The organism is Streptosporangium sp. NPDC049644, from assembly GCF_040675205.1.
Taxonomy (GTDB): domain Bacteria; phylum Actinomycetota; class Actinomycetes; order Streptosporangiales; family Streptosporangiaceae; genus Streptosporangium; species Streptosporangium fukuiense.
The window spans coordinates 1-14,693 of record NZ_JBFAOJ010000068.1 but is presented as its reverse complement, the minus strand read 5'-3'; the positions used below and the strand labels follow the sequence as shown (position 1 = coordinate 14,693).

Annotated in this window: 10 protein-coding genes; all 10 read right to left on the bottom strand. The window is 69.9% G+C overall.

The genetic code is table 11. The features are described 5' to 3' along the window. Nucleotides 1–26: 26 nt before the first annotated feature. Nucleotides 27–503 (bottom strand): cold shock domain-containing protein, encoded by a 477-nt coding sequence (locus AB0J58_RS30595; RefSeq protein ID WP_364222226.1) that lies wholly within the window; start codon nt 501–503, stop codon nt 27–29. A 161-nt stretch (nt 504–664) separates the two neighbouring features. Continuing rightward, nucleotides 665–874, bottom strand: a complete 210-nt coding sequence (locus AB0J58_RS30590) for a DUF5988 family protein (RefSeq protein ID WP_364222194.1) — start codon at nt 872–874, stop codon at nt 665–667. A 256-nt stretch (nt 875–1,130) separates the two neighbouring features. Next, nucleotides 1,131–1,820, bottom strand: coding sequence for a PAS domain-containing protein (locus AB0J58_RS30585; RefSeq protein ID WP_364222191.1), 690 nt, complete (start codon nt 1,818–1,820; stop codon nt 1,131–1,133). Nucleotides 1,821–2,245: 425 nt separating this feature from the next. Further along, entirely contained in the window at nt 2,246–5,068 is a 2,823-nt protein-coding gene (locus tag AB0J58_RS30580; protein ID WP_364222188.1) for an AAA family ATPase, read from the bottom strand. Further along, entirely contained in the window at nt 5,061–7,820 is a 2,760-nt protein-coding gene (locus AB0J58_RS30575; protein ID WP_364222185.1) for a LuxR family transcriptional regulator, read from the bottom strand. Before AB0J58_RS30575 ends, AB0J58_RS30580 begins: the two co-directional genes overlap by 8 nt. A gap of 575 nt (nt 7,821–8,395) precedes the next feature. Continuing rightward, nucleotides 8,396–9,769, bottom strand: a complete 1,374-nt coding sequence (locus tag AB0J58_RS30570) for a carboxyl transferase domain-containing protein (protein ID WP_364222223.1) — start codon at nt 9,767–9,769, stop codon at nt 8,396–8,398. A gap of 221 nt (nt 9,770–9,990) precedes the next feature. Further along, nucleotides 9,991–10,659, bottom strand: a complete 669-nt coding sequence (locus tag AB0J58_RS30565; protein ID WP_364222182.1) for a DUF742 domain-containing protein — start codon at nt 10,657–10,659, stop codon at nt 9,991–9,993. Between the two features lie 274 nt (nt 10,660–10,933). Next, a complete protein-coding gene (locus AB0J58_RS30560) occupies nt 10,934–13,699 on the bottom strand; it encodes an AAA family ATPase (RefSeq protein WP_364222179.1) in 2,766 nt (921 codons plus the stop codon). A 304-nt stretch (nt 13,700–14,003) separates the two neighbouring features. Continuing rightward, the gene (locus tag AB0J58_RS30555) at nt 14,004–14,222 is read right to left on the bottom strand and encodes a hypothetical protein (protein ID WP_364222176.1); all 219 of its coding nucleotides are present in this window, start codon (nt 14,220–14,222) and stop codon (nt 14,004–14,006) included. Between the two features lie 210 nt (nt 14,223–14,432). After that, nucleotides 14,433–14,585 carry a hypothetical protein gene (locus tag AB0J58_RS30550; RefSeq protein WP_364222173.1) on the bottom strand — a complete coding sequence of 51 codons (153 nt, stop codon included), beginning with the start codon at nt 14,583–14,585 and terminating at the stop codon, nt 14,433–14,435. Nucleotides 14,586–14,693 lie beyond the last annotated feature (108 nt).

Genomic DNA, 14,693 nt, shown 5'->3' with positions numbered 1-14,693 from the left:
TCCCTGGGGCCGACGGCCCGCGAACGCTACTCATCGACCCAGCCGTGTGTCCGGGCGAGGTCGACGAGGCATCTGCGAACGCTCAGGATCTGCTCCGCCGTCATCGTCGGCACGGCCGCGAGCACGGCTTCCGTGACCTCCCGCGTCAGGTCCTTGGCGGACAGCACGTCACAGAAGCCGGTGTCGTTGCCCTGACGATCGGGTGCGGGGGTGGCCGGTTCCCGTGACGCCGTCGCGATCGACGCGGGCGTCGGTGTGGACTTCGGCATGGGGGACAGGGGGAGACTCGGTCCGCCGGGCCGGTCGAGCATGCGGACCCGGGATGCCTTCAGCCCCTTGCCGCCGTTCTCGACCAGGAATTCGACCCGCGTGTCGATCGAGATGAGACGCTTGTCGCCATCAAAGTCGTTGACATGCATGAAAACATCTTCGCCGCCCGGGTCCGGAGCGATGAAACCGAACCCGCGAAATTCGTCGAAGCTGATGACCTTACCCGTTACCATGACCACACCTCACCAGAACCACGCTCCTCGAAATGAGGAGTCCTGCCAGCGGAACCACCTGTCACGACCATCTGGGATTCGCTCGCGGATCACCCGGGAGTCGAACCTCCGACGACACGGCACATAGGCTCCCGCTCGTTTCGGGAACCGGCCGGATAAAGCTATTCGGCTATCTTGGTGCGTTCGGACCATTGGAATACCGGGAGATTCTCTCCCTCGATCACCAGAAATTCGCCGTTGTGCACGAAGTGCTCATATCCCGCACCGAGGAGAATCTTCACCTTCTCCTGCGGATTTACCGGCTGTTGGGCGCGACCACAAGCGAACAAGCGCTCCGGTCCACCGGTGAGTACAATTTTTGCACTGGTCACGATGACACCTCCCTTACCATGGCGGTCCTCTGTGGAACGCGATCGGGAACGGCGGCGATTTTCCAGCGAAACCGGCCGGTACTATCCGGTCGAGATCGCTTCGGAATCGCTACGGCAGAACAAGATAAACATCGTGGAGCAGTCGGGCCGAAGGCTCTCCACACCGGCACCGCCGGTTGCTCCGAACACTGCTCTCCGGCCGCTTGACTACGCGGTCAGCCAGATCACCGCGTTACCGCCGGCCGCTTGCATGGACTTATTTCACGAATTCCGGCAGGACCCGGGGCGGCCAGGAGCCGAGCCGGAAGATGCCCATGGAGTATGCCTTGGAGACCAGGGCCGGGCGGTTGCTGGCCTTCAGCTTCCGCAGCAGCGTCGTCACGTGGTATTCCACACCGCCACGGCTGAGGTACAGCATCGACGCGAGCTGCACGGTCGACACTCCCGCCGCGACCCCTTCGATGACGCGCGCTTCCATGCTGCTCAGCAACCGCTTCCGCCCGGTCAGCAGGTCGTCGCGTTGCTCCCGGTCGGACCGCACCAGCACCATGATGCTCTCGACGTGGCCGGCCTCGTCGTGAAGCGCGATCCCGGTCAGCTCGCCGCCGAGCACGGTGTGGTCCGGCCGTACGGCGATCATGCGCTCTTCGAAACGAGCACGCTGTTGGTCCGTCAGACGGGCGAACTGCTGCCCCATCTTGTCGCGGACGCTCGGGTGTAACAGCTCACAGAACGCCCGCCCACGAATGTCGGCCAGGGAACGTCCGAACTGCCGAGTAAATTCGAGATTCGCCTCGATTACCCTGGTCGCGTGGTCGAGATTCGCCACACAAATCCCTGACTGATCAAAAAAAGAACGGTATTGATCTATGCTGTCAGTGGGTTGACCGACCAGGAAAAAACCTTCTTCCTCATCGACCAGGGCGGCTCCGGCACCAATGCTCATCTGATGACCATCCCTCTCCTCCGGTAGACCAGGCGATGCTCCGGTAAATTTGGAGTAACGGCTGAATCCACTTATTACTATGATATTAACCAAGCGGAAAGCGAGTCAACATGGGCCCGGCACCGGCGGTGAAAGACTGTGGTGTGCAAGGCGGTTGGTTCGGAGCTTGCGGTGCGGCCTCCCGATCGCGTTCGGTACCGAACTCCGCGTGCTTCATAAGATGGTTCGCGCCCCGTTCCGGGAACGTTCCACGAATCGGGATACACGGTTTCACGTGGATAGATGGCAGCACGGCGGGTATCCAGAAATGATGTGTCGCGATCCGGATCGCGCCGGGCCGGCGAACGACGACGCCCGCCGCCGCGGGGCGGTTCCTTTATGACCGGGCCGTCAGCTGAAATATATTCGTACGGCCTTTGTGTGGCTTATTCGCCCGTGTTGCGCGCGCTCAACTCTTCGACGAGCGCCGCCCGGCCGTTCACCCCGAGCTTGCGATAGGTGCTCGTCAGACTTTTTTCGACGGCGCGGCGGGTCACACCAAGGGAATCGGCGATCTGCTGGTTCGTCCAGCCCTGCAGCACGAAGGCGACGACCGTCTCCTCGGCCTTGGTCAGTTCAACGCGCTCCGGCGCGGCCAGCCGCAGCGCCGGGCCGTTCAGTTCCGAGTCCTCATCGTCCTCGCCCCATGAGACACCGCGTTCCCGGGCGGACCGCCTGCCCTCGGAGATGAAGTACTCCGCGTCGTCGGAGCCCTTTTCGGCAAGCCTTCTGCCGAGAATCGTGAGCGTCCGGGACAGCTCGATCCGATCCTCCGAACAGCGAAGCGCGTCGACGGCCTGCCGGAGGAGGTCGACGCCCTCCTCACCTGGGGTGATCGTGCCACGCAGCCGCAACGCGCGGCCGTATGCCGCGGGTGCGCCCCATGCCAGCGCGAAGGCGTGCTCCTCGTCGGCCAGCTCGGCCGCCACCTGCGCGCGCCCGAGCCGGTGGTTCATCGCCGCGGCCCACACACGCCAGGGGTACAGCGCCGTGTTCGTCCATCCGCGGCGCGACAACTGCTTGCCGCTGTCGAGGAACCTGTCCAGCGCGGCAGCCAGATCGCCACGCACCGCGTCCAGCATCCCCCGCACCATGCGATGCGCGACGACCACGCGGAGGTCGCCGCTCTCCGGACTCGTACGGATCACTCGCTCACCCAGCTCGACGTCCCGCGTCTCGAGCGCGACCATGGCGAGCGTCCAGATGGACAGCGTCGTCGCCTCCGGCCAGGCCGGGTCGGCGTTGTCGACCACGTTCAGCGCGGTGCTCCTGGCCTGGGCCAGATGCCCGGACGCGCGGAGGATCGCGCTCCGCTCCGCGTTGACCAGCGCGGTGACCCCGTCGAGCTCCTGGCGCTGAGCCTGGTCCCGCACCGCGTCCAGCCACTGGGCCATCGGTGCCGCCGCGTCGGCGAGGACAAGGGCCGGAACCAGCAGCGGGAGCGCGGTGTAGGCGTGCCCGGCGCGCTGCGGCTCTCGTTCCAGGACCCGGGTGGCCAGGGAGGAGATCTCACCGGCCGTGACGCCGCCGGTGACGGCCGCCGCGTACGCGAGCACGGCCAGCAGCTCGCGCCCGGCACCGCTGGAGAGCGGCACATCCGTACCGAACCCCCGCAGCCGGTCGACCGCCGCGCCGAGATGCGCGGCGTCCTGGATGCGGAGATAGCGGGTACGGGCTTCCAGCCGCAGGCCGAGATCCCCCCGGGCGTACGCCGATCCAAGATCGTGGAACCGGTACGCCACGTCCTGGACGAGCGTGCCCAACGACGGGCTGACCGCGCCGAGCGCGGGCGGGATCCACAGTGCCGCCGCCGCGCGTTCCGTCTCCGAGGTGAGCATCGGCACGGCCTGCGCGATGTGAGTGACCGAGGACGCGAGGTCGAACCCCCGCTCGGCGGCGGCCAGGTCGACCAGGCGCCGGCCCCGAGCCTCGCTGTCGGGCGGGCAGTGCAGCAGCGCGTGCCGGAGGTAACGAACCGCCTCCCTCGCGGAACCGCGTTCGAGTGCGGCGCCGGCGGCCGCGCGCAGGGCGTCGATCTCCCATGGCTCGTACCCGGAGGTGACCAGCAGGAGCTGGTCGGCGACGTGCTCGGCGGGGTGCCCGGCATTGTGCAGCAGCGTCGCCGCCCGGCGGTGCATCACCGCTCGCGTGTTGACGCTCATCTCCGATTCGATGCCGTACCGCACGCTCTGGTGAACGAATCGCGGGAACTCTCCGCCGGCGAGCAGGCCGAGGCGGTCCAGGGTCTGCACCGCGGACTTGTAGTCGATGCTGTCCAGGCCGGCGAGTTCGCTGATGAGCTCTGGCTCCGCCAGGTCTCCGAGCACGACCATCGCCCGTGCGAGATCCCGGACGATCGCGGGCTGGATGCCGAGGCAGAACATGCGCCGGTCGCGCAGGAACGGCTGGCTCGCGGCGCGAACCTCACCGGCCCGTGGCGAGACGGGCTGGAAGCCGGCCGTGTGCAGTCCGCGAAGCATCGCGGCCAGTGAGGCGGGATTCCCACCGGACACCTCATGACAGGCCTGGGCGAAGTCGGGATCACACGCCTCCCCGAACTGCTCGCCGATCAACTGGCGCACGCCCTCCGTTGACAACGGCATCGGATACAGCGTGCGAGCCGCCGAGGCGGCGATCTCCCTGAGCAGCGTGTGGTCGGAGGCCTCGCATTCCTCCGAGAAGGCTCCGGCGACCAGAACTCGCGCGCCGTCCAGACGCTTGGCCAGGTACGCCAGCCAGCGCAGGGACGGCGCGTCCACCCACTGGAGGTCGTCGACCATGATCAGCAAGGTTCTGTCCTTGCTCAGATTGACGATCAGCGAGTTCAGCCCCTGCAGGATCGCCTCCTGCCCGAACGACCGGTACGGGCCGATGGACCACGCCCCGCCGAGGAACATCCCCCGCACCACGCTCGCCGCACCCCGGAAACAGGCCGCCCAGTGGGCCTCCGGCACTTCGGCCACGAGCGGCTCCAACAACTGCTGGGCGATGCCGAACGTGAAGTCCTGTTCGAGCAGCGTGCCGCTGGCGCGCAGGACCCGCGCGTGCGGGGTGGCCGCGTCGGCGAGGGAGCGCAGCAGGGCCGACTTGCCGACACCGGGCGAACCTATGACCGCCATCATGGATCCGGCGCCCGCCTCGGCCGCGCGGACCGCCTGCTCCGCCCTGGCCAGCTCCTTTGCGCGTTCCAGCAGCATGGAATCAGTCACCCACGTTCCGCGGCGCCGGGATCGGGGCCAGGAGCGAGGCGAGCTCGTTGCGGCTGGTGACGGCGAGCTTGCGGTAGACCCCGGTCAGCCTCAGCTCCACGGTTCGGACGCTCACCGACAGGACGCTCGCGATGTAGGCGTTCGAGCGGCCCGCGGCGGCCAGCCCGGCGATTCGTTCCTCCTGGGCGGTCAGCAGATGCCTCGTTTCGTTCGGCGTCGACGCTCTTTCCTCGACGGCTCTCTCGGTGGCTCCACCGGAAGGTGCGGGGACCCTCCTCGTGCTCTCCCCAGGCGGGCTCGGCGCCCCGGGACGCTCCCCCGACACCGCGGTCAGCTCGGCCGACGCCCTCGCGTAGCAGCCGCGCGACACCGAGTCCCGCAGGACCCGAACGGCGCGTTCGAGTTCGCCCATGGCCTCGGCACCGCCCAGCACGCGCGACGCGTACAGATGCGCCAGCCCCAGCGTGCTGGGGGCGCCCCACTCCCGCGCTCGCTCCACCGCCTCCATCGCCAGTCGCCTGGCGGCCTCGGTGTTCCCGCAGGCGTTGTGCGCCACCGCGGCCACCGATCGCCAGGACAGCATCGCGGGATTCGTCCACCCCCTGGCCAGCAGGAGACGCCCGCACTCGTTGATGTCCCGCAGCGCGGTCTCCGGATCGGCCAGTTCCATGCGCACCTTGGCACGCGCGTACAACAGCATCGCCCAGGCCGCGCCCTGGTCCGCCCCCGAGGGCAACCTCTGGGCCAGCACCCGCTCCGCTTCCTCCACGGACCGGTCGGCGAGGTGCAGGCACGCCTCCATCGCGACGAAGTAGGGGACCGCTCGCGGGTGCCACGAGGTGAGCGGCAGCTCCGCCCGTGCCGCCTCGAAGTCACACACCGCCTGCCCGAGGTTGCCCCGCCGCATCTCGCATCGGCTGCGCTGGATCAGCGCCAGCGCGGCCGGCGCCCGTGCGCCGCAGCGTCGGGCGTCGGCCAGGACCTCGTCCAGCCCGACCACCGCCTCGGCCACCTCGTCGGCGAAGAACAGCGCCCTGGCGGCGTAGATCCTCGGGCCGAACGGCTGCTCCTCGCCCTTGACCTGGAAGGCCGTCCTGGCCAGCTCCCGCGTCCGGGACATGCGCTCGCCGCGGGCGGCCAGCATCCAGGCCGCGATGCCCGCCTGGACAGGATCCTCCGACCGGTCAGGCGGGTCCGGGAACGACGGCACGGGCAGCACCGGGTCGGTCGTGCAGTCGTTCTCCGCCAGCCAGCCGATCGCCGCCAGCGACCCGAGATCCGCTCCCCTCTCCTCTCGCCGCGCGTAGGCCGTCGCGACGGCGCGATAGGTGGCGGACGCGTCGCCCCTGGAGTTGAGCAGGTCGGCCGCCCGTACGAGTGCCGCGACCGGCACCTCGGGGCCGCTGTCCAGCAGCACCTGCTGGAATCGCCGGTCGCTCGTCGCCGGGCTGCGCTCCACCTCCGTCATCGCGAGCTCGATGAGCAGCCGCTGCCGCTGCTCGCCCGCCGCAGGCTCCCGCAGCGCGCGGCCGAGCAGGGCGGCGGCACCCTCGTGATCGCCGTCGAGACGACGCCGCCTGGCCACTCGGCGCAGCAGGTTCACCACCCACTCGGCGCCGACCGGCCGGGCGTTGAGCAGCAACCGGGCCAGCCGGTCCTCCGGAATCGCCGCCCGGTACCCGAGCTCGACGGAGCGCGTCGCCAGCGCCTGCCGCTCCCCGACGTCCATCCCGGCCAGCGCCATGTCGGCGATGAGGGGGCTGACCGGCCGCGGATCCTCCCCACCGGTCACCAGCCCCAGCCGCACCAGGACGGACAACACCTGCTCAGGAAACATCGTCCTCGGCGATGCCAGGGACGTGAGCAGGTCGAAACCGAGGCCGTTCTCGCAAACCGCCATCGCGCGGAGCAGCGCGAGGGCGTCCGCGGGCAGGCGGGACAGGGACCCGGCCACCCGGTCGCCGCTCACCTCGGCGGCCCGCTCCAGCAGGACCGGGACGTGGCGCGCGGCGGGCGGCAGGGAGGCGTGCGCGAAATGGTCGAGTACCGCGAGCAGGGCCGCCGGGCTACCCCCCGTGGCCTCGGTGGCGGCGGTCACGAACGCTCCGTCGACAGGCCCGGCGTACCGGGAGGCGATCACCTGCCGGACCCCGCGCTCCCTCAGCGGCGGCACCTGGATCACGCTGTGCGGCACCGGTCCGGGCTCGGTGGCCGATCCGGCGGCACCGCCTTCGCCGAGGGCCCTGGCCTGAACCAGGAGCATCGGAACGCCTCGCAGCCGGTGTGGCATGGCGGCCAGCCACGCCTTCGATTCCTCGTCCGCCCACTGGGCATCGTCCAGGGCGATCAGCAGCGGATGCTCCCGGGCGAGCGCCACGAACTCCCCGCACAGTGCCGGGATCAAGGCCGCGGCCGGCTGGTCTTCCACCCACAGCCGCCGTGCGAAGGCCGGATATCCGGCGCCGGCCAGCCCGGAGGTGATCTGCGAGACGACGCCGTAGCGGAGATCGGCCTCGGCGGGCGAGCAACGGGCGAGGACGGCCAGCAATCCGGCCTCCCTGGCGCGCGCGACGGCCACCCTGAGCAGGGCGCTCCTTCCCGTACCCGGCTCTCCGAGCACGGTCGTCATGCCCGGCCTTCCGAACTGAAGCTCGGCCACCTGCCTGCCCAGCCGGCGTATCTGCCCCTCCCGCTCGGCCAGGAACTCCGGTGCGGCGTCCCTCCAGCGGGCGCCCGGGTCCGTGACGCTCACCGGCCGTCCGGGGGCCGGCCGCCATGTGCTCGACACCGGCTCGCCCGCGGTCGACGAGGCCGCTTCGGAACCTCCGCCGGAGTCCGCCGTGACACGGGAACGGGCCGAAGGCCGCCGGTGGTCAACGCCGCCACCAGGATTGGGGAGCTCGGTCACGATCGCATCGGCACCACGGGCGGGCAGAAGGATCGTGCTCCTCGGTCCGGCCGGTCCGGCCGTGACCCCGGTTCCGACTCTGTGTCCAGTTCCGCTGGGCATTCGCACCTCAAATCGACGATGCATGCGCCTGAGCTCAAGCACCCCAATCGCCTATTGAGCAGACCCTAGTCATCTCCATGTTTGTTTGCAAGCGTTTGGCGTTGGTTTGCCTGTGATTACCTTTATTTGTCTGCGATCCCTCCCCTGACCGTTTCCGACGCCGTGACAGCGGCTGCGACATGAAGCCGATGATCCGTTGGACGGCCGCTCACAAGCCGGTACGCCCCCTGTTCGGCCACCGCCCGATACCGCGACCTCGCCCGGAAATCAGGTGCGGGACCGGATCGCGGAGGCACGCGAGGGCGCCGACGGCCCGCTCACAACGGGATGTTGGTGTGGCGGCCTCGACGTATCGGAGCGGCGGCCAGCGCCTCGCCGAGCCGCAGCCGGGTCCACGCCGGGTCGATCACCTCGTCGACGACGCCGATGCCCACCGCCCTGGCCACGCCCCCCGCGATCCTTTCGTGCTCCGCGGCCAGGCGGGACAGCAGCGCCTCGCGCTCGTGCTGCGCCACGGCCGCGAGCTTCTTGCGGTGCAGGATCTCCACCGCCGCCTTCGCCCCCATGATCGCCACCTCGGCCTCCGGCCACGCGAGTACGGCGGTGGCGCCGAGAGACCGGGAGTTCATCGCGATGTAGGCGCCACCGTAGGACTTGCGCGTGACCAACGTGACCCGCGGAACGCTGGCCTCGGCGAACGCGTGCAGCAGCTTCGCGCCTCGGCGGACCACGCCCTCCCACTCCTGCCCGACGCCGGGCAGATAGCCGGGGACGTCGACCAGCACGAGCAAGGGCACGCCGAACGAGTCGCACATCCGGACGAATCTGGACGCTTTATCCGAAGACAGCGAGTCGAGGCAACCGCCCTTGCGCAGCGGATTGTTCGCGATCACTCCTACCGTCCGCCCGGCGAGCCTGCCGAACCCGATCACCATGTTCGGCGCCCATTTGGGCTGTAACTCAATGAAACCGGATGCTCCGTCCTCCTCATCCAGAATCGCCTTGACCAGCGGGCGCACGTCGTACGCGCGCCTGGGCGAGTCGGGGAGCAGGGCACGCAGTGGCTTTTCCTCCCGTACCGAATCCAGGTCGACGAACCCCGGCTTCGCCAGCAGCGTGACGATCTGGCGGGCGCGGGCGAAGGCGGCCTCCTCGGACTCCGTGCCGATGTGGGCCACTCCTGACTTCCGGCCGTGCGCGTCCGGGCCGCCCAGGCTCTCCATGTCGATCTGCTCACCGGTGACCGACCGAACGACGTCCGGGCCGGTGACGAAGACGCGGGCGGCATCAGACATGATCACGATGTCGGTCAGCGCCGGACCGTAGGCCGCGCCGCCCGCCGCGGGGCCGAGCACAACGGACAGTTGCGGGATCTCACCCGAGGCACGGACCATCGCGGCGAACATCTCCCCGATCCCGTGCATCGCCGACACGCCTTCATTGAGCTTCGCGCCACCGGAATGCCACACGCCGATCACCGGACAGCGTTCGCGCACCGCGAGATCAATGGCATTGACGATCGGCGGGCACTCGTCGACCCCGATCGCGCCACCCTTCAGCGTGGCGTCGGTGCAGTAGACCACCACTCTCGTGCCGTTGATCCGCCCGTAGGCGACCGCCACCCCTACGCCTTCGCGCCGGTAGACGATCTCAAGTGAGCCGGCGTCCAGCAGTTGTGACATCCGAACCATCGGGTCACGCCGGTCAAGGCTCGGCTCGTCTCGGTCCACCACGGCCAATGTAGGAAATGTCATCACTCACCCCTGCGAATCGCCCGTTGTCCGAGCCGCAAGTGAACCAGGAGCGGTATCGAGAAAACCCTAGTCTTGGCCCGCCCGCCCCGGAACGACCGGCGCCCGCACCCCCTCCGCGCGTGCGCCGCGACACCCGATCGGCCCGGGAGGTCCCCGCGTCAGGGCAGCCGGCGCAGCCCTTCGTGCACACGCATGATCACCTCAACCGACGGCCGGCCGTCGACCTCCGCGGGAGGGTGCGCCCTGAGCAGGTTCCAGCCGATCGAGTCGCTGATCAGAACGAGGACCACCCCGATCGGCAACCTGAGGCGACCGGCGATCTCGATCACGGCCATGGGCTCCCGGCACATGCCGAAGATCCAGCGATATTCCTGAGGCAGCGCGGGACTGTCGGCTCGCAGGGTGCCCTCGGGCGTCACCGAGATCAGCGAGTCGATGCGCAGCAGGTCATCACCGCGGGTACGCCCCCCGGTGAGAACGTACGGCCGCGCTTTGACCGGCAGCGACTCCTGCGGTTGCTCCGCGAGGTACTGCCTCGGCGGGCCCTGGTCCGCCGCCGGCACGGGGCCCGTATCCGGGGAGGCACCGGCACCGTGGTGATCGCCGTCGTCGGCCCGCGGCTCCGGTGGATCGCCGAGCGCTCCTTCCCGCGTGACGTCGACGGCGGTGGCGTCGTCCTCCAGCGCGTCGTCGTCCGCCCCGTCCTCGATGGGCTTGGGCAGGAACTGGTTCTCGGCCCAGGTCTTGTAGTCACCCCAGCCGCCGAAGGCGAGAGGGTGGTACTTCGGTCCGTCGGCCTCTCGCCGTTGTCGCCTCCTGCGGGACATCGCGGGGATCTCACCTGCTCTCGAAAGATCGCGCGATGGCCGGCGGTGAGCATGTCTCCGAGCTCACCGCCATCCCCTACCCCCGCGATTTCGTCGCGCGGTCGTTGCCACCGCGAAGGTCTGCTGATTGTCTCCGTCGATTCCTAGGCATTTGCGCAGTGTTCAGCGAATCCGGTGGCGAGAAGGAACGCTTCGCGCACCGGCGGGCCGTGCGCGACGGCACTGCCGGTCAGTTCCTGGTCGTGCGTCGATCGAGCCGGCCCGGCCTGCGATGTCACCCGGCCGCCGGCGTGTTCCGGCCCGCCTTGCCGAGCGCGTCCAGTGCCCACCCCAGGTCCGTTCGGCCGCTCACGTCCAGCTTGCGGAAGATGCTGGTCAGATGGATCTCGACAGTGCGCACCGCGATGCGCAGGGTTCGGGCGATCTCCCGGTTGGTGGCACCGGTCGCCGCGAGTTCCGCGACACGCCGCTCTCCCATGGTCAGCACGTCCTTGACCCCGCCGGCCCCCTGGTACATCCAGCCGCCCGCCGCGACAAGCCGGTCGCGCGCCTTCGCGGCCGGCGCGCGAAACCCGCACCGCACCGACAGATACACGGCCCGGCGGAAGTGCCCACGGGCCCTTTCGCGGTCGTCCATCCGCAGCAGCGCCTCACCGAGCAGGCCTTCGGCCCGAACCAGGTACCAGCGCGCCTGGGTGTTCGCCAGCGTCTCCACCGCCTCGGTGAGCATCTCCACCCCCTCGCTCCCTTCGGTGATCGCCCCCCTGGCCAGTAGGGCGAATCCCCGAGCGGACGCGTTCCCCCAGGTCTCGGCGAGTTGCTCACCGTGCTCGACGAACCCCTCCGCCTCGCTCCGGCGGCCCAGGTCGGCGAGCAGACAGGCCGCGTCCAGCCACCACGGCGCGAATATCGGATTCCTGACACCGGCCTCGGCGAGCAGCGCGCCACAGGCGGTCAGCGACGACAGCGCGCCTTCGTGGTCGCCTCGCGACACCGCCAGATGCGACCTCGTCATCAGCATCCGTGGACAGTCGAGAAGGGACTCCGCCACGTCCCGCGAGGTCATCTGGCCGAGCACGAAGGCTGCCTGGCCGATGTCGCCTCGCCGGGCGAGCACCGCCGCCAGAGCCGTCCGCGGCGCCGTGACGCCTTTCGACCACGACCACTCGTCCGCCAGCTCGACGGCCCTGGTCGCGTCCATCAGGGCTCCGTCCAGGTCGCCCGACTCGGCCAGGATCCACGACCGCGTGGACAAGGCCGTCGCCCGGCCCCAGGCGTCCCCGTGCTCCGTGCCGCGCGCGATCATCCGGTCCATGGCCTGAACCGCTTCCTCAACCTCGTCGGCGAGCGAGAGTACGTACGCGGCGGCGCCGAACGCCCAGCTGCAGGGAGTCTCGTCCGCACCGCTCAGCGCCTGGCGGGCCGGCACAAGGCAGGCTTGGGACGAGAGACCGGACATCGCGGAGATCATCGATCGCACGGCGAGCAGCTCGCGCTCGCCCACGGTGTGCGCCTCCGGTATCGGCGTCGCCATCACCCGCTCGGAGATCATCCTGTTGGTGGACCGGCGGTTCCATCCGATCAGCGACAGCGCCGACTCGACCATCGTCCGCAGCCCATGGTCGCCGGCGCCCACGCCGTCGAGTTCCGCCAGGATGCCGTTCAGTATCGAGATCGCCTCCGGCTCCCTGCCGAGGGGCGGCGCGACCTTGGCCAGCTGGACCGCGAGGCGCGCCCTCCCCCGTACGTCACAGGTCTCCTCGATCCCACCACGGAGCATCGCGTACGCTCCCGACGGATCGTCATGTCCGATCAGCCGCGCGAAGTCGGCCTGCGCGTCGATGTCGGCGGGATCGGCCACCACCACACGGCCCAGGTAGCGCGCCGCCATCCCCAGTGCCCCGTCCCGCTCGGCACGACGCGCCGCCTCACGAAGCACATCCCGCATCCAGGGCTCGGAAAGCCTGGGCAGCAGCACCAACTGCGCGCTGATCTCCTCGGCCGGTCGGCCACCGTCGTTGAGCAGCCGGGCGGCCAGCTCCCGCCACCGGTCGAGCGTGGCGACCGGCATGCCGCTCAACACCATGGTGCGTACATGATCATCACTCAGCTCCGCCAGGTCGGCCTCGATGATCTCCTCGTCGCGCAAAATGTCGATCACGGCGGCTACCAGCGGCTCCGACACCCCGGACAGCATGCCCAGCAGTTCCGCGTCGGCCTGCCCCAGCACGGCGCGGGCCTCCACGACCTTGCGCACGTACTCGGGCTGCCGGTCGAGCGTCGCCAGCAGTCGCCCGGCGAAGAGCTCGGCGCCGAGTTCACCGGCCCGGAGCGCACCCCGGACATCAGGCGACACCCCCTCCTCACTCAGGTGTGCGAACAGTCTCGCGAGAAGTGCTGGATTGCCCCGGCAGACGCTGTTGCACGCGCGGATGAACGGCTCCTCCGGCACGGCGTCCCACCACCGCCGGGCCATCTCTCCCGCGTCCTCCTCGAACAGCGGCCCGAGGTCGACGGTGCGGTGCTCGCGCGCGGCGAAACCGGGAGTCGCCCCTCGCCGGTTCGGCGGGCCAGAACGGCGCTGGGCGAGCAGGACGAGCAGCGGAAGGTAGTACCCGCGGTTCATCAGGAAGTCCAGCCATACCAACGACTCTTCGTCACACCACTGCGTGTCGTCGAGCATGACGACCACCGGTCCTGACGCGGCCGCCTCCATGACGCGCCGGAGCAACCGGTGTGACAGCGGCGCGGTGGCGTGCTCGTCATGGAGCGACGCCCCGCCGAACAGGCTTTCCGCAGCGTGCCAGGGCAGACCGGCCCCGGCGGGCGAGCAGGAGCCGCGCAGAATCGTCACCCCGGCGCACCGGGCGTACCGCTCCAGGGCGTCCAGCAGGGCGGTCTTGCCGGACCCCGCGGGTCCCCGCATCAGGATCATGCGTGCCGGCCCCTGTCCGGCCTTGTCCAGCCCGGACACCAGCGTGCCCAACTCCGCTTCCCGGCCCACCAGCCTGGTCTCGCCTTGGAAGATCCATCCTGACATGGTCACCATCCCGCTTCACGAGTAGCCGCGTTCCGCATCGGTCAGGCCCGGAAACATGCTTCGTTTCGGCCAGCCCGAAACCCGAACACGGAGACCGGCTCCGCACGACACTCACCCGAGCCGGTCCGGGAATCGATCGCGCGTACCGTTCCGATCGAGCGTCGGCCCCGCTCAACGGGCCTTCCGCACCGCCCTTCGCGCTTCGTCGGGGTCACAGGTCGTGCGTTGTGCGGCATCGGGCCGTGGAGTGGCGGCGGGAGCGTACCGTACGGCGGGGACGCTACGGGCGCGAGATCCTCAGCCGTCAGGATGAAGTGGCGGTCCGAAGAAGGGACGCCCGGCGCCGGAAGGCCGCGGACGGCCGCGACGCGCGGTCCGCGGTGTCGTCGAGATCGCTCGCGCGTTCCGCGAAGTGGTCGCCCGCGGACAGGAGCACCTGGCGATGGTGGGCGCACCCGATGTCGAAGGCGTGCGCGGCGTCCGCCCCCGCTCCGACGTGCCGCTCGACCGGCTCGCGCGGCACGGGTCGGACACGATCACGCCTCAGGGACGTCGCGTGCCGCCGGATCGGCCGTTCTCGCCGCCCGTACGGCCGGCCCCTCTGCGGCCGTGTCCGAGACCGCGACCGGGGCGGGGCCCGGCAGCCGTGCGGGGCCCGCCCCCGGTGCACCCGGCCCGCGGCGCGGCCTGGGCTGACGCCGAAGGCCGCGCAGCGTCTCGGACAGCGTCACGGTCACCTCACGGCGGGCATGCCGTGGGCGGCGACCGGCTCGCCGCCGCCGACACGGATGCGCACGGGTACGCCCTGCCGGATCACCGCCTCGGCGAAGACCTCGGCGAGGCGCGCCCGCAGGCCCCGCGCGGCGACGGCCGCCCCCTCCGGCATCTGTGGCCTCCTTTCAGGGTTCGATGGTGACCTTGATGGCCTCGCCCCTGCTGACGATGTCGATCCCCTCCAGAACCTCCGCGAGCGGCAACCGGTGCGTGATCAGAT

Bases quoted from the DNA above. Each gene is read 5' to 3' on its own strand.
- AB0J58_RS30595 (WP_364222226.1), bottom strand. From the start codon at position 503: ATGGTAACGGGTAAGGTCATCAGCTTCGACGAATTTCGCGGGTTCGGT.
- AB0J58_RS30585 (WP_364222191.1), bottom strand. From the start codon at position 1,820: ATGAGCATTGGTGCCGGAGCCGCCCTGGTCGATGAGGAAGAAGGTTTT.
- AB0J58_RS30570 (WP_364222223.1), bottom strand. From the start codon at position 9,769: ATGGTTCGGATGTCACAACTGCTGGACGCCGGCTCACTTGAGATCGTC.
- AB0J58_RS30565 (WP_364222182.1), bottom strand. From the start codon at position 10,659: ATGTCCCGCAGGAGGCGACAACGGCGAGAGGCCGACGGACCGAAGTAC.
- AB0J58_RS30560 (WP_364222179.1), bottom strand. From the start codon at position 13,699: ATGTCAGGATGGATCTTCCAAGGCGAGACCAGGCTGGTGGGCCGGGAA.
- AB0J58_RS30550 (WP_364222173.1), bottom strand. From the start codon at position 14,585: ATGCCGGAGGGGGCGGCCGTCGCCGCGCGGGGCCTGCGGGCGCGCCTC.